The 23,599-nt window shown below is 73.5% G+C and carries 18 protein-coding genes and 1 pseudogene; 13 read left to right on the top strand and 6 right to left on the bottom strand.

The annotated features are described in order from the left end of the window. The first annotated feature begins 20 nt into the window (after nt 1-20). The 4 genes and pseudogenes from ABEA43_RS37775 to ABEA43_RS37760 form a co-directional block, all read left to right on the top strand. Nucleotides 21-1,562 (top strand): serine/threonine protein kinase, encoded by a 1,542-nt coding sequence (locus tag ABEA43_RS37775; protein WP_345569596.1) that lies wholly within the window; start codon nt 21-23, stop codon nt 1,560-1,562. A gap of 73 nt (nt 1,563-1,635) precedes the next feature. After that, complete coding sequence (locus tag ABEA43_RS37770; RefSeq protein WP_345569593.1) at nt 1,636-2,649, top strand: sensor histidine kinase; 1,014 nt, start codon at nt 1,636-1,638, stop codon at nt 2,647-2,649. Nucleotides 2,650-2,708: 59 nt separating this feature from the next. Next, nucleotides 2,709-3,626, top strand: a complete 918-nt coding sequence (locus ABEA43_RS37765) for a cation diffusion facilitator family transporter (protein ID WP_345569591.1) — start codon at nt 2,709-2,711, stop codon at nt 3,624-3,626. A gap of 247 nt (nt 3,627-3,873) precedes the next feature. Next, nucleotides 3,874-3,984: pseudogene (locus tag ABEA43_RS37760) on the top strand (hypothetical protein); the annotation flags it as partial. On the opposite strand, the gene ABEA43_RS37755 reads toward ABEA43_RS37760, so the two are convergent. The 3 genes from ABEA43_RS37755 to ABEA43_RS37745 form a co-directional block, all read right to left on the bottom strand. After that, complete coding sequence (locus ABEA43_RS37755) at nt 3,948-5,168, bottom strand: glycosyltransferase family 2 protein (protein ID WP_345569589.1); 1,221 nt, start codon at nt 5,166-5,168, stop codon at nt 3,948-3,950. The pseudogene ABEA43_RS37760 and the gene ABEA43_RS37755 overlap by 37 nt on opposite strands. Next, a complete protein-coding gene (locus tag ABEA43_RS37750) occupies nt 5,165-6,172 on the bottom strand; it encodes an iron-containing redox enzyme family protein (protein WP_345569587.1) in 1,008 nt (335 codons plus the stop codon). Before ABEA43_RS37750 ends, ABEA43_RS37755 begins: the two co-directional genes overlap by 4 nt. Nucleotides 6,173-6,326: 154 nt before the next feature. Beyond that, nucleotides 6,327-7,745: an amidase gene (locus ABEA43_RS37745; RefSeq protein WP_345569585.1), complete on the bottom strand. Its 1,419-nt coding sequence runs from the start codon at nt 7,743-7,745 to the stop codon at nt 6,327-6,329. Between the two features lie 149 nt (nt 7,746-7,894). Between ABEA43_RS37745 and ABEA43_RS37740 the strand changes: the two genes are divergently transcribed. From ABEA43_RS37740 to ABEA43_RS37705, 8 genes are all read left to right on the top strand, one after another. After that, nucleotides 7,895-8,473 carry a TetR/AcrR family transcriptional regulator gene (locus ABEA43_RS37740; RefSeq protein WP_345569583.1) on the top strand — a complete coding sequence of 193 codons (579 nt, stop codon included), beginning with the start codon at nt 7,895-7,897 and terminating at the stop codon, nt 8,471-8,473. A 35-nt stretch (nt 8,474-8,508) separates the two neighbouring features. Then, nucleotides 8,509-10,131, top strand: a complete 1,623-nt coding sequence (locus ABEA43_RS37735; protein ID WP_345569581.1) for an ABC transporter substrate-binding protein — start codon at nt 8,509-8,511, stop codon at nt 10,129-10,131. A 1-nt stretch (nt 10,132) separates the two neighbouring features. Further along, complete coding sequence (locus ABEA43_RS37730; protein ID WP_345569580.1) at nt 10,133-11,080, top strand: ABC transporter permease; 948 nt, start codon at nt 10,133-10,135, stop codon at nt 11,078-11,080. Beyond that, a complete protein-coding gene (locus ABEA43_RS37725; protein WP_345569578.1) occupies nt 11,077-11,943 on the top strand; it encodes an ABC transporter permease in 867 nt (288 codons plus the stop codon). The genes ABEA43_RS37730 and ABEA43_RS37725 overlap by 4 nt, the downstream gene beginning before the upstream one ends. Next, nucleotides 11,940-12,905 carry an ABC transporter ATP-binding protein gene (locus tag ABEA43_RS37720; RefSeq protein WP_345569576.1) on the top strand — a complete coding sequence of 322 codons (966 nt, stop codon included), beginning with the start codon at nt 11,940-11,942 and terminating at the stop codon, nt 12,903-12,905. The genes ABEA43_RS37725 and ABEA43_RS37720 overlap by 4 nt, the downstream gene beginning before the upstream one ends. Next, the gene (locus ABEA43_RS37715; RefSeq protein ID WP_345569575.1) at nt 12,902-13,723 is read left to right on the top strand and encodes an ABC transporter ATP-binding protein; all 822 of its coding nucleotides are present in this window, start codon (nt 12,902-12,904) and stop codon (nt 13,721-13,723) included. Before ABEA43_RS37720 ends, ABEA43_RS37715 begins: the two co-directional genes overlap by 4 nt. Further along, entirely contained in the window at nt 13,717-15,438 is a 1,722-nt protein-coding gene (locus tag ABEA43_RS37710) for a CocE/NonD family hydrolase (RefSeq protein WP_345569574.1), read from the top strand. Before ABEA43_RS37715 ends, ABEA43_RS37710 begins: the two co-directional genes overlap by 7 nt. Before the next feature lie 77 nt (nt 15,439-15,515). Next, nucleotides 15,516-15,980, top strand: a complete 465-nt coding sequence (locus tag ABEA43_RS37705; RefSeq protein WP_345569572.1) for a DUF3237 domain-containing protein — start codon at nt 15,516-15,518, stop codon at nt 15,978-15,980. 22 nt (nt 15,981-16,002) lie between these two features. Here ABEA43_RS37705 and ABEA43_RS37700 read toward each other — a convergent pair whose 3' ends face one another. Continuing rightward, nucleotides 16,003-17,754, bottom strand: a complete 1,752-nt coding sequence (locus tag ABEA43_RS37700; RefSeq protein WP_345569570.1) for a DJ-1/PfpI family protein — start codon at nt 17,752-17,754, stop codon at nt 16,003-16,005. An 84-nt stretch (nt 17,755-17,838) separates the two neighbouring features. Next, entirely contained in the window at nt 17,839-20,625 is a 2,787-nt protein-coding gene (locus ABEA43_RS37695; protein ID WP_345569568.1) for a helix-turn-helix transcriptional regulator, read from the bottom strand. A gap of 149 nt (nt 20,626-20,774) precedes the next feature. Between ABEA43_RS37695 and ABEA43_RS37690 the strand changes: the two genes are divergently transcribed. Further along, nucleotides 20,775-21,782, top strand: a complete 1,008-nt coding sequence (locus ABEA43_RS37690; RefSeq protein WP_345569566.1) for an SDR family NAD(P)-dependent oxidoreductase — start codon at nt 20,775-20,777, stop codon at nt 21,780-21,782. A 41-nt stretch (nt 21,783-21,823) separates the two neighbouring features. Here the strand turns inward: ABEA43_RS37690 and ABEA43_RS37685 are convergent, their stop codons facing one another. Then, nucleotides 21,824-23,473, bottom strand: a complete 1,650-nt coding sequence (locus tag ABEA43_RS37685) for a thiamine pyrophosphate-binding protein (protein WP_345569564.1) — start codon at nt 23,471-23,473, stop codon at nt 21,824-21,826. Nucleotides 23,474-23,599: the final 126 nt, after the last annotated feature.

Here is a 23,599-nt window from a genome sequence, read left to right as displayed (position 1 = left end):
GCCTGGAATAATGACGGCCTATGTCGGAGCTCCGCGCTGATGACCCCGAGCAACTGGGTGAGTACCGGCTTTCGCGCAGGCTCGGTCAGGGCGGTCAGGGCGTGGTCTTCCTCGCCTCCTCGCCCGGCGGGGCGCAGGTGGCCGTCAAGCTGCTGCACGCCAGCCTCTCCGGCGACCCCGACGTGCGGCGCAGATTCCTGGGCGAGGCCGCCGCCGTGCGCAGGGTGGCGGCCTTCTGCACCGCTCAGCTCCTCGACGCCGACCTCGACGGCGACCGGCCGTACCTGGTCAGCGAGTACGTCGACGGCCCCTCGCTCGGCGAGCACGTGATCGCCAAGGGACCGCGGCTCGGCGGGTCGCTCGACCGGCTCGCCATCGGCACCGCCACCGCCCTGGGCGCGATCCACCGGGCGGGCGTCATCCACCGCGACTTCAAGCCGGGCAACGTCCTGCTCAGCCTCGACGGGCCCCGGGTGATCGACTTCGGGGTGTCCCGGCTGATGGACGCCGCGGCCACCACCACCCGCTTCCCCGTCGGCACTCCCGCCTACCTGGCCCCCGAACGCATCCAGGGCGAGTCCGCCGGGCCGCCCGCCGACCTGTGGGCCTGGGCGCTGACCGTCGCCTACACGGCCACGGGCCGGCACGCGTACATGGGGGACACGTACCAGGAGATCCTGGCCAGGATCCTGTACGGCAAGCCGGACCTGGGAGGCTTGTCCGGGCGGCTGCGGGAGATCGTGGACGCCTGCCTGGCCCCCGGGCCCGGCGACCGGCCGGACGCCGAGGAGGTGCTGCGCCGGCTGCTCGGACAGGTTCCCGGCCTCGACCCGGGTGCGGACGACGTGCTGACGACCGGGGTACGGGCGGCGACGGCGACCCCGCCGGTGGGTGGCGCTTTGTCTGAGGGCAGGACCGCGCCGTCGGGTGGCGGGAGCGCGTTGCCTGAGGACACGACCGCGCCATCGGGTCCTCAGGACACGACCGGGCCGTCGGGTGACGAGAGTGCGTTACCGGAGGACACGACCGCGCCTTCAGAGGGCGAGATCACGCCAGTGGGGAAGGTCCCCGCCGTACGGCGATGGCGGTCCTGGCACGCGGGCGTCGCGCTGGCCTGCCTGGCACTCGGGGTCACCGGGTTCATTCTGTGGCCGCGCGGAACCCAGCAGCCCGAGCCCACGCGGTCGCGGCCGGCGCAGGCCGGGCAGTCGGCGACCGTTCAGCCTTCGCCCGTGGGGCGGACACCGGCACCGGACCTGGACGGCACGTGGACGGGGTCGGCCGAGCACCCCACGGCCAAGCGGATCTTCCCCGTGGAGCTGCGCCTGCGCCCCGGAGGCTCGTCCACCATGCGGTGGGGCGCCGACCTGCACTGCTCGGGACGGGTGGGGCCGGCCAAGAGCGGTCTGGTGTTCGCGCTGGACCGGGTCAAGGGGGAGGCGTGCTACCCGGGCACCCTGCGGATCGTCCCCTCCGCCGACCCCGACCAGATCGCCATCGAGGTGACCCGCGAGGGCCAGAACGAGATCACGTACGCGGGCAAGGTCTTCCGCGGCTCCTGATCGCGGGCCGCCAGGGCTTTTTCACCGGTCGGGTGGCGCGTTCGGTCCGACGCCGGTCTGCGAGAGTGGAAGGGTGTGGGAATCGGCGGCCGGGTGGTTATTCGGAGCCCTGGTGGTGGCGTGCGCGGTCGCCGGGTGGCTCGCGGTGGCCCTGGTGCGTGCTCGCCGTCTGCACCGTGCGGGCCTCGAACAGCGTGGCCGGCTCCTGGAGCGGGAACGGGAGAGCGCTGCCCGTGGCGCCGTGGAGGCCGAGCGTTCGCGGATCGCGCGGGAGCTGCACGACATCGTCAGCCACAACGTGAGCCTCATGGTGGTTCAGGCCGCGGCCGCCCGTGATGTGCTGTCCGCGGTGCCCGTCACCCTGCCTGGTGAGGTCGAGGCGGCGCTGGAGGCCGTCGAGGGTGCGGGGCGGGACACGATGACCGAATTGCGGCACCTGCTGGGGCTGCTCGCGCCGTCGGAGAGCGGTGACGACGAGCCGTACGGCGCGGATCTGCACGGCGTAGATCGGCAGGGTGCGGATCTGTACGGTGCGGGGTCGTACGGTGCGGATCCGTACGGTGCGAGGTCGTACGGTGTGGATCCGTATGACGCGGGGGCGCGGGAGGCGGAGTTGTCGCCGCAGCCGCGCCTCGGCAGGCTCAGCTCGCTGATCGACCGGATCTCGTTCGCCGGGCTGGCCGTGGACGTGCGGATCTCCGGCGAGCCGCGCCCGCTGCCCGCCGGGGTCGAGGTCACCGCCTACCGGATCGTGCAGGAGGCGCTGACCAACGTGCTCAAGCACGCGGACGGGGCGACGAAGGCGCAGGTCACGATCCGGTACGCGGACCGCTCCCTGCGGGTGGAGGTGCTCAACACGGGCCCGAGTGCGCTGACCGGAAACTCCGCGAAGCCTGAGCGCGAGGCTCCGGCCGGAGGTTCCGGGACGACGAAGGACGCCGAACGTGGGTCCGGGCGCGGGCTGATCGGCCTGCGGGAGCGGGTGGCGGTCTACGGCGGTGATCTGGACGCGCGACGACGGCTCGGGGGCGGCTACCGCGTGCGCGCCCGCATCCCCCTCGACCGGCCCGGGCGGCAGGGAATCTGATACTTCCGTGCCCGCAGGGTAAAGGCACCCTCTCATCGGTGTACGGCGAGGAGGCGGGCGTGAGCGGGGACGGATCACAGGAGGCGACTCTCGCGGCGCTGGCCGCCAACGTGGGGATCGCCGCGACCAAGTTCGTGGCGTTCTTCTTCACCGGATCCTCGGCCATGCTGGCGGAGGGCATTCACTCCGTCGCCGACTCCGGGAACCAGGGGCTGCTGATGCTCGGCCGCAGGCGGGCCAGGAAGGAGCCGAGCAGCGACCACCCCTTCGGCTACGGGCGTGAGCGGTACTTCTACGGATTTCTCGTATCGGTGGTGCTGTTCTTCGGCGGCGGGCTGTTCGCCCTGTACGAGGGGTATGAGAAGATCGCCCACCCGCATCCGCTGGAGAGCTGGCCGTGGGCGGTCGGGGTGCTGGTGGCGGCCATCGTCATGGAGGGCCTCTCGCTGCGGACCGCCGTACGCAACGCCGATCGCGTACGCGGGCGGCGGTCGTGGGCGCGGTTCATCCGCGAGGCCAAGGCGCCCGAGCTGCCCGTGGTCCTGCTGGAGGACACGGCGGCGCTGGCCGGGCTGGGCTTCGCGCTGGCGGGAGTGACGGCGGCGGTGCTCACCGGGAACGCCGCCTTCGACGGCGTCGGGTCGCTGGCCATCGGGCTGCTGCTGGTCGCCGTGGCCGTGACGCTGGCCAAGGAGACCAAGAGCATGATCATCGGCGAGTCGGCCTCGCCGGGGGTCCAGGACACGATCAAGGAGATCCTGGACAACGATCCGTCGATCTACGGGTTCACCCAGCTCCGCACGTTGCATCTGGGACCGGAAGAGCTGCTGGTGGCCGCCCGGGTCACGATGCCGGCGGGGCAGGCCGCGGACGGCGCCGCCGCCGAGGCGCTGGCCAGGACGGAACGGCAGATCCGGGACCGGGTCCCGATCGCCTCGGCGGTCTACCTCCAGCCCACCCCGCCCGGACAACGCTGAAGAACTCCTGGACGCCGAAGGCGTGGACGGCCCCGGCGCTCTTGATCGGGTACGGCCCCCTCTAACCGGAACAGGTCCTTGCCGCGCGGACTGGCTCAGGGCCGGCCGCGTCGTGTGCGGCTGAGCGTCCTCGCGAACGGGAGAGCGGCGGGGGCCCCTCCCCGCCACGGGCCGCGCCGAGGGCCCCTCCCCGCCACCGGCCGCGCCGTGGTTGTTTCCGCTGGTGCCGGCAGGGCAGGTGTGGCCGATGGACGAATTGGTGACGGTGACGCCATGTGAGGACGGTCCGCTGCTGATCAGGGGCCCCTTCGAGCTGGTGACTCAGGACGGGGTGACGATCGCTCCAGGCAGATCCACGGTGGCGCTCTGCCGTTGCGGCCGCTCCTCGTCCAAGCCGTTCTGCGACGGCTCGCACAAGGCGACCGGCTTCCGCGCCGGCACCCGGCCCGACCCGCCGCTCTGACGCCCGTCCGGTTCGCCGCTCCGGCGCCGGCGCAGGCGGCGCGTGGAGTGGGCGGCCAGCCTGAGCCGGCGGCCCGCGTACGGCATGCCCCCGCGCAACACGGCGGCCACGGCGAGCCAGCTGCACGTGGCCCGCTCCAGGACCCAGAGCGGGGCGAACAGGGACGCGCTCCACGGGAACACGCGCCGGCCCCCGGCCCGGCGCCGGCCGGCCTCGGCCAGTCCGATCGCCACTCCCGTCGCGGCCCCCGCCCCCGCCGCCACCAGCCCAGGCCTGCGGCGCAGCAGCCCTGCGGCCACCGCGGGCACCACGGTGGGCAGCACGGCCAGGAAGAACGCCAGCCGCGCGGGCTGCGCCAGATCGTCGTACGCCTGCCGCACCCGCTGCGACCAGAACCGCGACGCGTCGGGTGGCAGGCGGCGGACATAGAGGCCGGCCGGACGGCACTCGACGCCGCCGTGCGCGCGGACCGTGCGGATGAGCTCCAGGTTCTCGAACAGGACGTCGCCGTCGTAACCGCCCATCCGCTCGAAGAAGGAGCGGCGGATGCCGAACGTGCCGGGATAGTCCGCGCCGAAGCAGCGGTTGAGCAGCGTTCGGGCGGTGTCCCAGCGGGCGTGCCACGGCAGCGGGCGGAAGTAGTTCTGTGGCCTGACCAGGTCGGCGCGGGCGAGCAGCCGGCGGATGGCGCTCAGCGTGCGCACGTCGTGGCGGACGTCGTCGTCGGCGATCACCACGTGCTCGGAGCAGGCCAGCCGCAGCCCGGTGGTCACGCCGGCGACCTTGCCGTTGGCGTGGCGGAGGCTTGCGTCGGGAGGTACGTGGGTCACCAGGCCGCGCCACCGGCGGGCGTGGCCGGCGAACAGGCCTGGGCCGCTGCCGTCGACCACGATGATCCGGGCGTGGCGGGCCAGCCGGCGCAGGTAGGAGGTCAGTTCCTCGATGCCGGAGTCGTCCTCCCAGCGCAAGGGGAGCACGTAGTCGAGCTCGATGCCCGGGTCGTCCTCCCCGCGCAGGGGGAGCACGTGATCGAGCTCGATGTCCGCGTCGTCTTCCCAGCGCAGGGGGAGCTCCGTCACGCGGGGCTCGCCGCCACCATGTCGTCCTCCAGCGAGGTGGTCCCGCGCCGCCAGCGGGCCATGACGTGCTCGGCCCAGCGTCGTTCGAGCGCCAGGGCGCAGGCGGCGCCGTACAGGATGTCGCCGCTCAGCGACGGGTCCTGCGCCGCCAGTCCGGCGCACAGGTCGTGCGCGGCGATCTGCTCGTGCACGGCGTCGGCCTGCACGTGCTCCTCGTAGAAGCGCGTGGCGGCCGGGTCTCCGCCGAGCCGGCGCAGCGCGGTGGCGTAGCGGCGGTTGGGCAGGGACGAGGTCAGCTCCAGGGCCGCCAGGTGCCCGGCCGCCGCACCGCGCAGGCGGCGGTGCAGCCCGAACAACGACATGGTGTTGGAGATCGCCAGGGTGATCGCGGGGACCCGGCCGAGGTAGGCGCCGTAGGAGTCGTCCAGGCCGAGGCCGGTCATCGTGGCCCTGAACAACTCCGCGTGCATCCGCTCCGGCCGGCCGCCGCCGTACTCGTCGGCCTGGATCTCCACCAGGGCCGCCTTGGGGCCGCCGTGCAGGCGCGGGATCGCCCAGGTGTGCGGGTCGGCCTCCTTGAGATGGTAGATCGACCGGTGCACGACGAACTCGCGGAACTGCTCCAGATCGGCCTCCCGCAGCAGGTACGCCGACAGCGACGGGTCCGCCTCCTCCTCGGCCGCGAGCCCGGCCAGCGCGCCGCGCACCTTCCCCGGCGGCACGGCGGCCGGCCGGGACACCATGCGGGCCAGCGCGTCCTCCAGGCGGTGTTCGAGCAGTGCACGGGTGGCCAGCAGCGAGGGCTGCCACTCCCAGCGGTCGTCCACGTCGTCGAAGCCCCGGTAGTGCAGCTCGTAGCAGGCGAAGAGCGCAAGCTGGAGGTCGTCGTCGGCCAGCGCGGGCCCGCCGGGAGCCATGGGCGGCGGCGCGGCGTCGGCGGGCGGGCCGCTGAGCCGGTCGAAGAGGGTGGCGGTGATGGGGCCGCGCGCGGCCGGCAGCCGCATCAGGCACCCCGCCCCGTCGTCGTGGCGGCCCGCGGGCCGCGCGCCCCGGCGTCGTGCTCACCGTCGGAATCGCGCACCTCACACCCCCCGTTTTCCCAGCTCGCCGGTATCAGGTGCCCCTGGGCGAAGCGCTCAAACGGTGCCGGTAAAGGTGTCAGCTCCAGAGGTCGCCGCCGAGCCGGGGCGCCCGGTCCTCGATGGCCTGAGCGGCGTTCAGGATGAGGTCTTCCGCGAAGCGCCCGCCGATGAGCTGGACGGCGGACGGGAGCCCGCCGGCCACTCCCGTCGGCACGGAGACCGCGGGGAAGCCCAGCACCGGGACGGACGTCATGGGCCACTGCGCCGCGAACAGGCTGCGCGCCCGCTCCGGATCGATGATGTCGGCGTCCTGCTCGAAGGGCGGCTCGGCCGAGACCGGGGTGAGCAGGATCGTGCTCGTGCCGAGCAGCTCCTGCAGCCGGGTGATCAGCGTCGCGCGCCGCGCCCAGCCCTGGATGTACGCGGTGATGCCGGGCTCCGCGCCCCACAGCTCGGCGGCGGCCTCGAAGCAGTGCGTCAGGTTGATCCGGGTCGCCTCGTCACCCAGCTCCCGCATGCCGGGCACCATGGGCCGCAGGTCCTCGCACAGCAGCAGGGACCACAGCCGGGCCGCCTCGGCGAGCAGCGGCAGCTCCAGCTCCTCGACCTCGTAGCCCGCCGCGGCCAGCCAGCCGGCCGCGGTGTCCAGGGCGTCCTCGACGGACGGGTGCGGCTTGGCGAGGCCCACGTCGCGGACGAGCCCGACGCGGATCGGGCCCTCCGCGGGCGCCGCCCGGTGCACGGCGGGGATGCCGAACGGATCACGCAGGTCGGCGCCCGCCATCGCGTACAGGGCGGTGCGCGCGTCGGCCACGGTCCTGGTCAGGGGGCCGTGCACGGACCAGGCCTGGAAGGTGAGGGGGCCCTCCAGCTCCATGTCCCCCGGCGGCGCCCAGTTGGAGACCAGGCCGACCGTGGGGCGGATGCCGACCAGCCCGCAGCAGGCGGCGGGGTAGCGGACCGACCCGGCGATGTCGTTGCCCTGCCCGATCGGTGTCATCCCGGCGGCGACGCCGGCGGCGGCCCCGCCGCTGGAGCCGCCGGGCGTGTGCGCCGCGCTCCACGGGTTGAGGGTCCTGCCGTGCGGGTCGTTCGAGGAGAACCAGCGCATGGAGAAGGCCGGGGCGTTGCTGCGGCCGAGGAAGACGGCACCGGCGGCGCGCAGGGCGCTGACGCACGCGTCGTCGCCGTCGGCCGTCGCGCCGGCCATGGCCGACAGCCCGTGGCTGGTCAGGCGGGACCGCTGAGCGGTGTTGATCTTGGTGGAGACCGGCACGCCGTGCAGCGGGCCGAGCTCCGCGCCGGCGGCCACCGCCGCGTCGGCCTGCCGCGCGTCGGCCAGCGCCGCCTCGGGGCGCACCTCCACAAGGGCGTTCAGTGCGGGGTTGACGGCCTCGATCCTGGCCAGGCACGACTCCATCACCTCGGCCGCCGAGATCTCCCTGGTACGGATTCCTGCCGCGATCTCCGTCGCGGGCAACTGCCAGAGTTCCATGCCTGCTCCTAGGCAATCACGCGCGGGACACCCCGGCGACCTGCACCGAAGCGTCGCCGTCGCATCGGCGATGCCGAGGAGAGTACGTGATACAACGCTGATGTACAACGGTGTTGTATATCCGGCCGGGCGTGGTTACCCTGCAGTCCATGCCGGTGGAGATTGACATCACCCAGCGCCTCTCGACCATCGCCGACGCCACCCTGGAGATCGTGGCGGCCGACGGCATCGACGGCGTGTCCATCAGAGCCGTGGCCAAACGCATCGGAGGTTCCACGACGCTCGTCACCAACTACCTGCCCACCCGCGAAGCCCTGCTGCTCAACGCCATAGAGCACGCGATCCAGGCGTGGGGCCAGGAGCTGGGCCAGAGTATCGAGGGCAGCGCCGGCCGCGAGCGGCTGGCCGCCGTGGCCCGCTGGGCGTGCTCGACCACCGGCAACGACCAGGTGCTGCGCAGGCTCTTCATGGAGATCCTGGGCCGCGGCGGGCCGGAGTCCGCGTCGGTGCAGGCCCTGCGCAGGGACTCGCGGATCAGCCGTGACCTGCTGGCCGGGGCCGCCGGCGACGCGGGGGCGGCCGACCCCGCGTTCGCCGCCGACATCCTGCACCTGGTCCTGCGCGGCTTCTACGTCTCCAGCCTGGAAGACCCGGAGCGCTGGAACAGCGACCGGGTCGGCCCCCTCATCGACCGCCTCGTCGGCCTGCTGACCGCACCCCCCGACTGACCCCCCACGGCCCGCCCCAGTACGAAGGGTCCCCCATGAAACGTCCCCGCCCGGCCGCGCTCGCCGCGCTCCTCGCCGGCGCCTGCACGCTCGCCGCCTGCGCGAACAGCGCCGCTCCCGCCGCGGAACAGGCGACCGCCCCGGTCATCACCACGTCCGTCCCCGCCCCGGCCAAGGACGTCGACACCGTCGACTGGAACGTCCCCGCCGGCGAGCCCCCCACGCTGGATCCCGCCCTGTCCGCCATCGAGTCCGTCAGCACCGTCGCCGCGAACATGTGCGAGGGCCTGTTCACCCTCGGCCAGGACTACCGGCCGGAGCCCGCCCTGGCCACCGCCCTCGAACACCCGGACCCCCTCACGTACGTGATCCGCCTGCGCGACGGCGTCACGTTCTGGGACGGCAAGCCGGTCACCCCCGAGGACGTCGTCTACAGCGTCAAGCGCGTCCTCGACCCGAAGCTCGGCTCGTCGTGGATCGGCTGGGCGGCCCACCTGCGCGGCATCGACGTCACCGGGCGCGACGAGATCACCGTCAAGCTCAAGAAGCCCGACATCGTCGTCCCGAACTTCTTCGCCATGCCCGCCTTCTTCGTCGTCCAGAAGGACTTCGCGCAGGCCGCGGGCAAGGACTTCGGCACGGCCAAGGGCGGCGTCATGTGCACGGGGCCGTACCGGCTCGGGACCTGGACGCAGGGGCAGAACATCGTGCTGACCCGCAACGACGCCTGGTGGAACCGGGCGGCCCGCCCGAAGGTGAAGAACCTGCGCTTCTCCTTCATCACCGATCCGTCCGCGCAGAGCGCGGCGCTGGCCGGCGGCGACGTGGACGGCCAGTTCAGCGTCCCGCGCGCCGCGCACGACCGCCTCGCGGGCAAGGGCCGCCTGCTGTACGGGCAGAGCCTGGCCACCACGTTCCTGTCGGTGCTCAACCAGCAGGGCGCGCTCTCCGACCCGGCGACCCGGCAGGCCCTGCAGGCGCTGATCGACTACAAGGGGATCACCGCGTCGGTCTACCGGGGCACCGCTCAGCCGCTGCGCGCCCTGGTCCCGCCGGCCGCGTGGGGCTACGCCGAGGACGTCTTCCAGGCCGCGTACGACAAGCTGCCCGAGCCGGTCCAGGACCTCGCCAAGGCCAAGCGGCTCGTCAGCGGCTCCGCCAAGGCCAAGGAGAAGATCGTCCTGGCGTACACGACGGCCATCGAGGAGGAGACCAGGATCGCCACCGCGATCGCCGACGCGGCCGGGCAGGCGGGCATGAGCATCGAGCTGAAGCCGCTCACCGCCGAGCAGTTCGGGGCGGTGTTCTCCGCGCCGCAGGCCCGCGCGGGGATCGACCTGTTCCTGGCCAGCGGCTACCTGGACTTCCCCGAGCCGCTGGCGTACTACCAGTTCTTCACCACCGGCAACTTCTACAACTTCGGCGGCTACCGGAACGCGGACTACGACGCCGCCATCGCCACCGCCATGGTCACCGCCGACGACGCCGCGCGGGCCAGGAAGGTGGCCGAGGCCCAGGCCATCATGGCCGGGGACCTGCTCAACATCCCCATCGCGACCCAGTACGTCAACGTCTACTACGCCCCGCACCTGGCCGGCCTGGTGCCCCGGCAGAGCTATCTCAACACGCCGTGGGCGGTCGCGCTGGGCGGCGCGTGACATGGCCGCCTGGCTCGGCAGACGCGCACTCGGCGCGATCATCACCGTCCTGGTCGGCTCGATCCTCATCTACGGCTCGCTCCGGCTGGTCCCCGGCGACCCGGTGCTGGCGGTGACCGGCGGCCGGCGCCTCACCCCGGACCAGATCGCGGCCCTGCGCCACGAGTACGGTCTCGACCAGGGGTTCGCGCAGGGTTATCTCGCGTGGATCGGCGACGCGCTCCGCCTGGACCTCGGCACGTCGCTGAACTACCAGAGCGGCGTCACCTCGCTCATCGCCGCCCGGCTCGGCGTGTCCGGCCTGCTCATCGCGTACTCGGCGGTCCTGGCGACCCTGCTCGGGACGGCGGTCGCGCTGGCCTCCGCGGTCAAGGGCGGCCTGGTCAACCGGCTCGCGAGCGTCGCGGCGGCCGTCACCACCGCGACGCCCTCGTTCGTGGCGGCCATCGTGCTGCTGTCGGCGTTCGCGGCCGGACTCGGCTGGTTCCCCGCGACCGGCGCGGGCAGCGGCCTGGCCGACCGGCTGTGGCACCTGACCCTGCCCGCGATCGCCATGGCGATCGCCGCCTTCGGCGTGCTCGCCCGGGTCGGCAACGCCGCGTTCGCGGAGGAGCTGGGCCGCGAGCACGTGGAGGTGGCGCGCAGCCGCGGGGTGAGCGCCGCAGTCGTGATCCGCAGGCACGTGGTACGCAACGCGCTCGCCCCCCTCGTGACCGTCGTCGGCCTGCTGGTCGCGGGCCTGTTCGTCGGCACGGCCGTGGTCGAGACCGCGTTCGGCCTGGACGGCGTCGGCTCTCTGCTGGTCAGCTCCGTGTCGCGGCGCGACTTCCCCGTCGTGCAGGGCATCGCGCTCATCGCGGTGCTGCTGTTCGTCGTCGTCAACACGCTGGTGGACCTGGCGCTGCCGGTCATCGACCCACGCGTGACGGCGGGAAGGGCCGGCCGATGACCCTGACCGTTCCCGCGCTGCGGGCCCGTTCCGTGCGGCGGCGGCGTCGCCCGCTCGGCCGTACGCTCGCGGTCGCGTTCCTGCTCCTCGTCGCGGTCACGGGGCTGCTGGCCCCCGTGCTCGCGCCGCACTCGCCGGACGCCACCAGCCTGCTCGACTCCCTGGCGCCGCCCGGCACGCAGGGACACTGGCTCGGCACCGACTCGACCGGCCGCGACGTGCTGTCCAGGCTCATGTACGGTGCCCGGCTGTCGCTGCTGGCGCCTCTCGGCGTGGTGCTGCTCTCCGGCCTGCTCGGGACCGCGATCGGCCTGCTGGCAGCGCGCGCGGGCGGCTGGGCCGACGCCGTGCTCTCGCGCGGCATGGACATCGTCTTCGCCTTCCCGAGCCTGCTGCTGGCGATGCTGGTCGTGGCGGTGTCCGGGCCGGGGCTGGTCGCGCCCGTCTGCGCGCTGGCCGTCAGCTACACGCCCTTCATCGGCCGGGTCGTCCGCAGCGTCGCCGTGCAGGAGGGGGCGCGGCCGTACGTGGAGAGCTACCGCGTCATGGGCTTCTCCGAGTGGTGGGTGACGCTGCGCCACCTGCTGCCGAACATCACGCCGATCCTCATCGCCCAGAGCGCGCTGTCCTTCGGCTACGCGCTGGTGGACCTGGCGTCCCTGTCGTTTCTGGGGCTCGGCGTACGCCCTCCGGACGCCGACTGGGGAGCGATGATCAGCCAGGCGCGCACCGCCATCCTGCAGGGAGAGCCGTGGAGCGGGCTGGTGCCCGGCCTCGCGGTCCTGCTGACCGTCGTCGCCGTCAACGTGCTGGGCGAGCACCTCGGGGCCGCCATCGGCGGGAAGCGGGGCGAGGGAGCATGAAGACGGCCACCGCGCAACGGGACGCGCTCGGCATCTCCCTGCTGGGCCTCGCCGTCGGCGACCTCCCCCTGCTCGCCGGCGTCACCGTACGGGTGGGGCGCGGGGAGACCGTCGGCCTCGTCGGCGAGTCCGGCTCGGGCAAGTCGCTGACGGCCAGGGCCGCGCTCGGCATGCTGCCGCGCGGCGCGCACACGACGGGAGCGGTCACGGTCTCCGGTGTGGACGTGCTCACCGCCGGCCCCAAAGCGCTGCGCGACCTGCGGCGCACCCGCGTTTCGATGATCTTCCAGGACCCGCGGGCGTCGATCAACCCGGTCCGCCGCATCGGCGACTACCTGACAGAAGGGCTGCGAGCGCGTGGCATGCCCGGCCGCGCCGCCGCCGCCCGCGCGCTCGGCCTGCTCGAACAGGTCGGCCTCCACGACCCGGCGGGTGCGTTGCGGCGCTTCCCGCACGAGTTCTCCGGCGGCATGCTGCAGCGCGTCATGATCGCCGGGGCGCTGTCCACCGAGCCCGACCTGCTTCTCGCCGACGAGCCCACCACCGCGCTCGACGTCACCACCCAGGCCGAGGTGATCGCCCTGCTCAGGAGCCTGCAGCGGGCACGGGGCACCGGCCTGCTGTTCGTGACCCACGACCTCGACCTCGCCGCCGCCATCTGCGACCGCATCTACGTCATGTACGCCGGCCGGATCGTGGAGGAGTTCGCCGATGCGCCCGCGCATCCGTACACGAGGGCGTTGCTCGACGCGAGCCCGTCCGTGCGCGGGGACCGGGCCGAGATCAAGGCCATCAGGGGACGGCCGCGCTCGCTCGCCGAGGCGCCGTCCGGCTGCTCCTTCCGCGACCGCTGCCCGCTGGCCGGCGACGACTGCGCCGCCGCCGTGCCCGCGTACCGCCCGCACGGCACGTCGCTCGTCGCGTGCCTCCGTCCAGGGGATCCCCGTGAGGTGGCGTCGTGAGCGCGCCCGTGCTTCGTGTGACGTCGCTCGTCAAGCGGTTCGGGCAGGTCACCGCCGTGGACGGGGTGAGCTTCGAGCTGATGCCGGGCGCCTCGCTGGGGATCGTCGGCGAGTCCGGATCCGGCAAGACGACCACGGCGCGCATCCTCGCCGGGCTCGAACGGCCCACCTCCGGCGCCTTCACCCTCGACGGCGAGAGCACCGAGGGCCGATCCCGCCTCTGGAAGGCACGCAGGCTCCAAATGATCTTCCAGGACCCGTACGGCTCCTTCGACCCCCGCCAGAGCGTCGCCCAGTCCATCGCCGAGCCCCTGCGGCTGCACGCGCCCGGCTCCCGCAAGCAGCACCGGGCCCGCGTCGCCGAGCTGCTCGACCAGGTCGGGCTCAGCGGCCGGGCGGGGGAGTCGCTGCCCCGCGACCTGTCCGGCGGGCAGCGGCAGCGGGCCGCGATCGCCCGCGCCCTCGGCATCGCTCCTCGCGTCCTGGTGCTGGACGAGGCGGTCGCCGCGCTCGACGTCTCGATCCAGGCCCAGATCCTCACCCTGCTCGACGAGCTGCGCAGGGACACCGGCATCTCGTACGTCTTCGTCAGCCACGACCTGGCCGTCGTCCGCTACATGACGGACACGGCCATCGTGATGCGGCACGGCCGCGTCGTCGAGCGCGGCGAGACCGAGCAGATCCTGCGCAGCCCCCAGCATCCCTACACCCGCCTGCTGCTCGACTCGATCCCCTCGCCGGGCTGGGACCTCGACCGGGTCGCGCAGGACCGCCGCGCGCTCGACCGGCTCACACACCACGGAGACATGACGTGCTGACCATCAAGCAGACCGGAGCGGCCGGCGTGCCGCACGACGCCACGCAGGTCATGATCCCCATGCGGGACGGGATCCGGCTGGCCGCCGACGTCTATCTCGCCGGCCCGCCGTCGTCCCGTCAGGCCGTCGTGCTGGTACGGCTCCCGTACGACAAGAACGGCACGTACTGCTTCATGCCGCAGATCAGCCGATACTTCCTGGCCCACGGATACCACGTCGTCGTCCAGGACGTCCGGGGCAAGTTCCGGTCGGAGGGAACGCCGGAGTTCGCCGTCCACGAGGCGGACGACGGCTACGACACGATCCAGTGGCTCACCGAGCGGCCGTGGTGTGACGGCGACGTCGTCATGTGGGGTGACTCCTACTATGGCTACACCGCCATCGCCGCGGTTATCGGCGGCCATCCCGCGCTCAGGGCGATCTCGCCGCGCCTGACGGGCTCGCAGCTGTCGATGACGCTGGCGCACGACGACGGCACCAGGGACGTCGAGCAGACGGCCCGCAAGATGTACCTGGCCTCCCATTACGTGGACGCCGGCCGGTACGAATGGGGGCCCGACTGGAGCCGGCGGCCGCTGCGGGCGGCGTTCGAGGACTTCTTCGAGCGGCTCGGCAGGCGCTCGGCCAACTTCGACGCCGAGTTCGGCGGCGGGCCCGGCGGCTTCGAGGGCAGGCTGGACGGTGGGTCCGGCGGCGGCGGGTCGCGGTTCGTGCCTCCGCCGCTGAAGGCGCTGCTCGAAAGCCGGCCCGTCCCGGCCCTGTACACGATCGGCTGGTTCGACAACTGCGCGGTCTGGTCCTGGCACGACGTCCGCGCCCTGGCGCGGACCCCCGCCTGGGCCGGGCACCTGCACCTGCGGCTGGAGGCCATCGACCACGAGAACTACTGGCTGGGTCACGCCCCCGTCGCTCCCGGCGACGACCACGCCGCCTCTCCCGCCGCCCTCGACCGGCTGCTGCCCCGCTACCTCGATCCCGCGATCGAGTTCTTCGACGCCGTGCTCGGCCGTACCGGCGATCTGGCCGCGCTGCCGCGCGTACGCTACGAGGTCTGCCACGGCGAATGGCACGAAAGCGACACCTGGCCGCCCCGGGCCGCGGCCGACCTGGAGTACCACCTGTCCCCGGACGCCTCGCTCACGCGGGCGCGGCCGGAGCGGGAGGACCGGCTGCGGTGGACCCACGATCCGTCCGACCTGGTTCCCTCGACCGGCGCGAACCCCTTCGCCGCCCTGTTCGACCGAGCGGACGTGAGCGCTGCCGCGGGGCGTACGGACGTGCTCCGGTTCACCGCCTCCGCCACCGGCGAGGACGCCGATCTGGTCGGGACCGTCACCCTCGTGCTGCGTCCGTCGGCTCCCGCGGGCGCCCACCTGCACGCGCGGCTGCTGGACCTGCCGCCGGGCGGGGGCGCGTTCCTCGTGGCCAAGGGCCAGGTGCGGCTCGACGGGCCGGTGTCGGGCGAGGAGGTGGTGGTGGACCTGCAGAGCGTCGCCTACCGGTTGCGCGCGGGGCATCGCCTGGCGCTCGACGTGATGAGCAGCGACTTTCCCGACTACATCGCCGAGTGCCCGGCCGGGGCCGACCCGTGGTCCGCCCTGCCCGGCGCGCCGGTCGTCAGGGAGATCGTCGTGGGGGGCGCGCGGCCGTCGTGCCTGCGCATCGGCAGCCGGCAACCGGACCAGCTCCGCCCGTCCCTGAGAGCCCGTCCCTGAGAGCCCGCCCTGACGCCCGTCCCTGAGCCCCGCCTGGCCGCCTGCCTCACCTTCGAGCCCTTGCCGAGGAGTCCTGTATGTCCCCCTTCGCTCCCGTCCTGTCCTTCGCGTTCGAGATCCGTGCCGAGCTGGCCCCAACCCTGCACGTCGGGCACGGGGACGGCGAGAAGACCGAGTTCACCCCGATCGTCGGCGGCACGGTCGAGGGGCCGTCGTTGCGCGGGATCGTCCTGCCCGGCGGCGGCGACTGGTCGAACACCCGCGGCCGGGTCTGCGAGCTCGACGCCCGCTACCTCATCCAGGCGGAGGACGGCGCGGTCATCGACATCGTCAACCGGGGCTACTACCACGAGGGCACCGAATGCCCCGGCCAGGACGACGGCGCCCTCCAGGTGACGAGGCCAGGGGTGTACTACCGGACCTCCCCGGTGTTCCGTACCGACGCGCCGGCCCACCGATGGCTGGCCGAGACGGTCTTCGTCGGCCTCGCGCGCGAAGCGGACGGCGACGCCGTCGCCATCCGCATGTACGCGCTGGCCTGACACCCCCGCTACGAGGACCCCGCTACGAGGACCGCAGCCGGCGGAACACGATGCCACCGATGACCGCGGCGCCGCCGCCCAGCAGCGCCAGCACCACGGGGATGACGGTCGCCGGCCACGGCCAGGCGCTCCCGGTCAGCTTGACGTCGAACACCGGGTACTCCAGCGTCTTCGCCGTCCACTGCGCGGTCCGCACGTCGTACGTACGGGCGATGTCCCGCAGCACCGGATCGAAGGCGAACTCCGCGCTGGTGTGGAGGTATTCGGGCCGGAGCCCCCCGGTGGCCGCGCTCGGCCCGGTGCCCAGGCTGCGCCGCTGCGCCGCCTCCAGGCCGGGCACGAGCAGCCGGCCGAGGTCCTCCGCAGCCGCCGCGAGCGTCGAGCGGGGGACGAACGTCAGACCGTGCCTGGAGCGGACCGTCCCGTCGCCGACCGCGACGGTCCTGCCGACCATGGCGTGCTCGGTGTAGGAGATGAACGCCGAGGCCAGCTCTATCTCCCCGACGCCCTCGCTGACCTGTACGCCGATGGCGGAAGGGCCGGGCTGGTAGGAGGCGTTGAGGCCGACGACCGCGTCACCGGGCTCCAGGGCGTTCTCGGGGATCTTGGTGGAGCCGCCGGGGGAGTAGTGACGCCAGTGGACCCGGGCCGCGGCCGCGCTCGCCGCGTCCGTGCCGATCAGCCGCTCGATGATCCGCAGCCCGCCGTCGACCCCGGACAGCACGCCGGCGGTGGTGATCATGTTCCCGTCGTCGACGTACCGCCGGCCGGCCACCCAGCTGACCTTGCCGTAGTCCGCGCGCAGCCCGGACAGCCGCAGCCAGTGGGAGGTCGCGGTCCTGCCGTCCAGCAGGCCGCTGGCCGCGAACGTACGGGCTCCGGCGCAGACGCTCACGGTCAGCGCGCCGGCCGCCGACTGCTGCCGCAGCCAGCCGGTGATCGCGCCGAGCTCGGCGGGGTCCGGCTTCTGCAGCGCGGGGATCACCACGGCGTCGAGGGTGTCGCGCCGCTCGGCCAGCAGCCGCCCCAGCTCGTCGAAGGTCAGGTCCGGCACCAGGTCCAGGCCGCCGGTCAAGGGGATGAGCCGGGCGCCGGGGGAGACGATGTAGGTGTTCACCAGGCCGGTGCCCGCCAGCACCTCGTACGGACCGAGGAGGTCGGCCACGTTGGTGCCGCTCTCGCTGGTCAGCAGTGCGACCGTGGGCTTGGCCGGATCGTGGGTCCTCGACGCGGGGACGGCGCTCACGGCGTCCGCGCGGGCCTCGTACAGGCCGCCGAACTTGCCGATCGTGTTCACCGCGGCGACCGCCCCCGGGATCAGCAGCGCGATCAGCACGACGCCGGTCCGCCAGGCCCACTTCGGCCGGACGCGCAGCCTGGGGAGCGGATGCGTGTACTCCGCCGGGCGCCGCAGCATCGCCAGCGCCATGAAGACGAACATCAGCACGTGCCCGATCGACATCACCAGGTGACCTGGTAACACGCCGAGCCAGTAGGGGACGAGCAGGATGAGGAACGGCGCGAACATCGCCACGCTCATCTCGGCGATGCCGGGCCGGCCGTGGCGGCGTACGCGCATCCAGACGGCCATGCCGATGGTCATGTCGGCGGCCATCAGCAGGGTGCTGACGTCGATCCTGGTGATCTCCGGCAGGACCGCGTCCCACAGCATGCCGAGCAGCAGCATGCCGAGCAGCATCGCGACGACCATCTCGGCGTAGTGCCAGAGGAATCGGCCGGCCAGGCGGGCCCTGCTCGTACGGGGGATCGTCATTTCGGGCTCCTAGACGTGAACGACGTGATGCCGCCAACGGTAGGAAGGGCGAGCCGCCCGCCGAATCAGTGAACTCGCCGGTCCTCAGGCCGGGGCGTCGGCGAGGACCATGCGCATGAGCTCGGCCCGCGAGGTGATGCCGGCCTTCTGGAAGACCTTGCGCAGGTGGTAGTCCACGGTGCGCGGGCTGAGGAACAGCTGCGCGGCGATCTCCCTGTTGCTCAGCCCCTCGCCGACGGCCAGCGTGATGCGCAGCTCCTGCGGGGTGAGCGTGCTCAACGTGCCCGCCTCGGGGACGCGCTGCCCCGACTCCCCGGTGGCCCGCAGCTCGCCCAGCGCGCGATCGGCCCAGGCGAGCGCGCCGACGCGGCGGAAGTCCTCGGCCGCGCCGCGCAGGTGCCGCTGGGCCTGGGAGCGCCGCCTGTCACGGCGCAACTGCTCGCCGAGCAGCAGCTCGGTCCTGGCGCGCTCCAGCGGGGAATCGGACTCGGCGTGCAGGCGCAGGCTCTCCGCGTAGTGGTCTGCGGCGCCGCCGTCGGCGCAGGTCAGGGCCCGGCAGCGAGCCGTGAGCGCGCCCAGCTCCGGCGCGGCGGTGTGCTCGGTCCAGCGGGCGTAGCGGGCCGTGGCCGCCGCGGCCCGATCGGGCTCACCGGCCCTGACCAGCGCTTCGACGAGGTCGGGAACGACGGCCATGGCCAGGTCGGGAGGGGTGTCCGCGGCCCAGTCGCCGACCGCCGCGAAATGCCGGGCGGCCTCGCCGTGCCGGCCCGCGACCAGGTCGATGAGGCCGAGCGCGCGCCTGGCGTACGCGGTCGCGTCGGCCAGCCCGCGCTCGCTCGCCTCGGCCAGCACGCCGGCGGCCAGCCCGGCGGCTTCCGGCCGGCCGCGCAGGGCCGCGCACAGGGCCAGCAGCCCCCGGTTGCGGCAGGCCGTGTTCGGCTGGCCCGCCTCGGCGGCGAACTGGCAGCCCTCCTCGGCGTGCGACTCGGCGATGCCGAGCCGGCCGCGGGCGATCTCGTCCGCGGCCTGGTACTCGAGGTTCCAGGCGAGCGCGCCGAGCGATCCGGTGGTGCGCGCCCGCCGGCCGGCGTCGCGGTACAGGCGCCTGCTCAGCTCGTACGCACCGAGCCCGCGAGCGATCCCGCCGGCCAGCGTCATCGTGACCGGATCGGCCGGCCACCCGGACCCGTCGCTCGCACCCATCCCCGGGAGGTCGCGTGCCCACGGCCCCAGGGCGTCGCGCGCCGTCCACCCCGGATCGCGGCCGGTACGGGCCAGGCTGGCGGCGTGCAGCAGCCGCAGCACCGCGTCCTGCGGGTCGTCGGGCGACAGCGCGGCCTCGTCGAGCCAGCCGGCGAGCTCGGACCAGGCCCACGGCCGGTTGGTACGGAAGCCGAGGTCGCCGTACATCGCGACGGTCGGGGTGAACAGGTGACGGTCGATCCGCAGCGCACGCGGGATCCACGGCCGGATGAGGTCCATCGCGTCCTCGGGCGAGCCGGCGAACTCGGCCACGGTGGCCCGTACCGCGGCCAGCGCGATCCGATCCGACTCCGCCAGATGGGGCTCCCGCTCGGCCCGGTCGAGCAGCTTCCCCGCCGTGGTGGTGAACCCTCCTTGCACGGCGGCGAGCGCGGCGGCCCACAGCCGGCGTCCCCTGCGCGGGCCGTCCGCGGTCAGCTCGGCCGCCCGGGACAGCGCCGCCATGGCCGCGGCCGGGCCGCCACGCAGCGCCGCCTGCTCCGCCGAGCGTTCGAGCTGCTCGGCGGCCTGCTCGTCATGGCCGACGGCCGCCTGCCCGAGGTGCCAGGCCCGCCGGTGCTGGTCGGCCGGGGCGTCCAGCGCGGTGGCCAGCGCGCGGTGGATCGCGGCCCGCCGGTCGGCCGTGGCGCTGTGGTAGATCGCGGAGCGGATCAGCGGATGCCGGAACACCAGCCGGGTCCCGTCGTAGGTCAGCAGCTCGTCGAGCTCGGCGCGGTGCAGCGGGCCGGTGGCGACCTGGAGGGCCGCGGCCGCCTTCTCGATGGTCCCGACGCTGCCCGAGCCGTCGGCGGCGATCAGCTGCAGCAGCGGCAGCGATTCCGCGTGCCGGGCGCCGATCTTGGCCAGGAACGACCGCTGCAGCTCGTCCGTCATGGCGGGCGGCTCGCGCGTGCCGTCCGGCGGGATCTCCTTGCCGGCGAGTTCGAGCAGGGCCAGGGGGTTCCCGCCGGTGGCGGCCAGCAGCTGCTGCCGCTCCCCCTCACTCAGCCGCCCGTCACCGGTCCTCTCGCCGGCCTTCGTACCGGCCCGCTCGTCGAGCAGCGCCGTGGCCGCCTCCTTACCGAGCCCCATGAGCGGGATACGCCGCAGGTCGGGCAGATCGGTCGCGTGCCCCTCGTCGGCGCGGGCCGCCAGCGCCAGAGCGATGGGCTCGTCGCCCAGCCGGCGGGCCACGAACGCCAGGGTCTTGAGCGTCGGCTGGTCCGCCCAGTGCGCGTCGTCGACGACGCACAGCACCGGCCGTTCCTCGGCCAGCAACGACAGCAGCGACAGCGCCGACAGCGCCACCATGAACGGATCGGGCGCCGTACCGTGAGCCCGCCCGAACAGGACGTGCAGCGCCTGCGCCTGCGGCCCCGGCAGGTCGCCGATCGAGCCGAGCGCAGGGAGGAGGAGCTGGTGCAGCGCCGCGTAGGCGAGATCGGCCTCCGGCGCGACGCCGACCGCGCGGAGCACGAGGAAGCCGGTGGCGTGCTCCTCGGCGTACGACAGCAGCGCGGTCTTGCCGATCCCCGGCTCACCGTGCAGGACGACCCCGCCGCCGCGCCCCTCGGCGGCATGCCGCAGTAACGACTCAAGCTGCTCGATCTCGCCGTCTCTCCCCAGCACACGCCGAGCATAGAAAGCACCGGAACCCATGACAACGAGGTCGCGCCCCGGCAAGACCGGCGACTTCACTGATGCGGCCCGCGCGACACCGCTCCTAGCGTCGATCGGGTAACCGGCAACCGGCGAGCGACCCGGAGGGAGAGGTCAGCATGACGCGCGGATCGTTGAGCGGCCGCACCGCCATCGTCACCACCACCTGCCTCCACGAGCGCCGCACCGAGGCCCAGGCCGGAGGCCGGGACCGGGATCAGAGCGAGGGTTGGGGCGAGGTCAGGGCTGGTGATCGGGACGGGGGCGTCGGGGCGACCTGTGCCCTGAGCCGGGCCTGTGGTTGGGGCGGGGGCGTCGGGGTGACTCGCGCACTGTGCCGGGCAGGCGTCAACGTGGTCGTCGCCGTCCGGGGCGGGCCGGCCCTGGAGGCGCTGGCCGCGGATCTTCGCGCGGCGGGGGGCCACGTGGTGGCCGTCCCCACGGACCTCACCAGCGCGGTGTCGGTACGGCGGCTGGTGGAGCAGACGCTCGGCGCCTTCGGCCGGCTCGACGCCGCGATCAACGACGCCCATGCGAGCGAGCTGTCCTTGGCGATGCGGTACGAGATCCCGGCCATGCAGCCCGGCACCTGCGTCATCAACCTGGCATCACCCGCCTACGGGCCGCTCGTTCGCGGGGCGTCCGGCCAGGCGTCGCCCGGTTACGATGCGCGAGCCCAGATACCGCCCGCCTGTAGGCCGTCCGCCTTCGGGCTGTCCGCCCAGGCGTCGCACGTCCAGGCGCAGGCCGTTGACGCGCTGGCTGGGGACGCGCGTAGAGCCGAGTCGCGTTGCGCCGAGCGGTGCGTCGCCTGTGCGCAGGTTACCGATGCGCAAGCGGCGGTGATCGAGGTGACCCGCATGGCGGCGTCAGACTTCGCCGGCTCAGGGGTCCGGCTGAACGCTGTGGCCGCCGGGCCGTACGGCAGCGTGGAGGACGTCGCAGCCGCCGTCCTGCGGCTGTTGTCGGACGACGCCTTCCTCGGCACCGGGGAGACGCTGCACATTGCGGGCGGACGTCCACTCTGGACTGCTGAAGGACGTCCACCGTGGCCCACAGACGGATGTCCGGGCGCGGGGTACGGCGGGCCACGGTGTCAGCTGCGCTGCCCGAACATCCGAACTTAGGCCGCCGCCGGGAGCCGCCGTCAGTATGCGGAGCACGGGGGTTAGGACGGCGTCAGGTGAGTGGGGGCGAACATCCGCAGGGTAGCGGGCAGCACGACGACGCTCGGCCCCGGCGTTCGCAGGGCCCGTGCGAGGTCGTCCGACAGGCACTCCGGGTCCGTACGGCAGGCAGTCACACCGAACGAGGCCGCGAGGGCGACGAAGTCCGGCCTGGCCAGCTCGGTCCCCGTGGCGGCGCCGAACGCGTCCGTCATGTACTCGCGCAGGATGCCGTAGCCGCCGTCGTCCACGATCAGCCAGGTCACGTCGAGGCGGTGCTGGGCCAGCGTGGCCAGCTCGGCCAGGCCGTACATCGCGCCCCCGTCACCGGAGACGGCGAGCACCGGCCCGCCGGTGGCGGCGGCGGCCCCGAGCGCTGCGGGGAGCGCGTAGCCGAGCCCGCCCGCGCCCTGCGCCGACTCCATCGGGCGCGGCCACGCCGACCAGGCCCAATAGGCGAGGATCGTCATGTCCCAGAAGCTCGGCGCGTCTTCCGGCAGCGCACGGTCCACAGCCGCGAGCACCGCCCGTTCGAGCACGAGCCCCTGGTCGTCGAGCCGCTCCGCGACCCGCGCAAGCACCTCTCGGACCGCCGCCCGCGCCGCCCCAGCATCCCGGCCGGGAGAGTCTGTGATGTCGGCTCGGTGGAAGGGGCGTGTTGCCCCCTTCGCCGCTGTTGCCAGGGCTTCCAGGGCTGCGCGGGCGTCCGCGTGGATGGCCAGGGCTGGGTGGTTGGACTCCAGTTTGCCCAGGTCGGCCTCGATCTGGATGACATGTCCGCGTGGCCGCATCGTGTGGTAGTTGCTGGACAGCTCGCCCAGCCCCGAGCCGACGACCAGCAGCACGTCGGCGTCCTCCAGGAATGCTGTCATGTGCCGGTCCTCCAGCCACGACTGCAGCGACAGGGGATGCTCCCAGGGGAAAGCGCCCTTGGCGCCGAATGTGGTGGCGACCGGCGCGTTCAGCTCCTCGGCCAGTGCCAGGAGAGCTGTCTGGGCGCCGGCGCGGGTCACTCCGCCGCCGGCCAGGATCACGGGGGTGCTCGCCTGTGTCAGTAGGTCCGCGGCGGCGGCGATCAGCTCGGCGCGGGGGAGGAGTGGCCTTGGCGTAACCTCCAGCCGGGCGGCCACCGGGAGTGCGGTCTCGGCGAGGAGCACGTCCTGCGGGATCTCCACCATGACCGGGCCGGCGGGTGCGGTGAGCGCGATCTTCCAGGCCTCGGCCAGCGCCGGCACGATCTGACCGGCGGATCGCACCACGCGGACCGACTTCACGACGCCGCTGAAGGACGCGGCCTGGTCGGGGAGCTCGTGCAGGTAGCCCTTGCGCCGTCCGCCCAGCCCGTCGGCCGGGATCTGGCTGCTGATGCCCAGCACCGGGACGGAGGCCAGGCGGGACTCCATGAGAGCGGGCAGGGTGCCCAGCGCGCCCGGTCCCGTGGAGACCAGGAAGGGCGTGACCGCGCCGGTCGCGCGCGCGTGGCCGTCGGCGGCGAACGCCACGCCCAGTTCGGTACGGCAGCCCACGTAGCGCAGGCCCGACCTGCTCAGCGCGTCGAACAGGCCGAGTGCGTGCTGCCCGGGCTCGCCGAACACGGTGGTGGCGCCGAGCGCGGCCAGCGTCTCGACGACCAGGTCACCCCCGGTCCTCATGACCGGCCGGCCAAGGTAGGTCCGTGGTGGTGTCGATGGAGTTCATTGCGTCCGCGGGAGTGCGAGATCCCGGTGGTGCCGGAATGTGGCATGGTGCGGCTCCTCTCTCGGCAAGGCTGAGGCCCT

The sequence above is a fragment of the Nonomuraea rosea genome, assembly GCF_039539705.1.
Classification (GTDB): domain Bacteria; phylum Actinomycetota; class Actinomycetes; order Streptosporangiales; family Streptosporangiaceae; genus Nonomuraea; species Nonomuraea rosea.
Note: the sequence above shows the minus strand (reverse complement) of the source record. Positions and strands in the feature narration are given on the sequence as shown.

Bases quoted from the DNA above. Each gene is read 5' to 3' on its own strand.
- ABEA43_RS37700 (WP_345569570.1), bottom strand. From the start codon at position 17,754: ATGACGATCCCCCGTACGAGCAGGGCCCGCCTGGCCGGCCGATTCCTC.
- ABEA43_RS37735 (WP_345569581.1), top strand. From the start codon at position 8,509: ATGAAACGTCCCCGCCCGGCCGCGCTCGCCGCGCTCCTCGCCGGCGCC.
- ABEA43_RS37775 (WP_345569596.1), top strand. From the start codon at position 21: ATGTCGGAGCTCCGCGCTGATGACCCCGAGCAACTGGGTGAGTACCGG.
- ABEA43_RS37685 (WP_345569564.1), bottom strand. From the start codon at position 23,473: ATGAGGACCGGGGGTGACCTGGTCGTCGAGACGCTGGCCGCGCTCGGC.
- ABEA43_RS37740 (WP_345569583.1), top strand. From the start codon at position 7,895: ATGCCGGTGGAGATTGACATCACCCAGCGCCTCTCGACCATCGCCGAC.
- ABEA43_RS37690 (WP_345569566.1), top strand. From the start codon at position 20,775: ATGACGCGCGGATCGTTGAGCGGCCGCACCGCCATCGTCACCACCACC.
- ABEA43_RS37720 (WP_345569576.1), top strand. From the start codon at position 11,940: ATGAAGACGGCCACCGCGCAACGGGACGCGCTCGGCATCTCCCTGCTG.
- ABEA43_RS37705 (WP_345569572.1), top strand. From the start codon at position 15,516: ATGTCCCCCTTCGCTCCCGTCCTGTCCTTCGCGTTCGAGATCCGTGCC.
- ABEA43_RS37725 (WP_345569578.1), top strand. From the start codon at position 11,077: ATGACCCTGACCGTTCCCGCGCTGCGGGCCCGTTCCGTGCGGCGGCGG.
- ABEA43_RS37745 (WP_345569585.1), bottom strand. From the start codon at position 7,745: ATGGAACTCTGGCAGTTGCCCGCGACGGAGATCGCGGCAGGAATCCGT.
- ABEA43_RS37730 (WP_345569580.1), top strand. From the start codon at position 10,133: ATGGCCGCCTGGCTCGGCAGACGCGCACTCGGCGCGATCATCACCGTC.
- ABEA43_RS37750 (WP_345569587.1), bottom strand. From the start codon at position 6,172: ATGCGGCTGCCGGCCGCGCGCGGCCCCATCACCGCCACCCTCTTCGAC.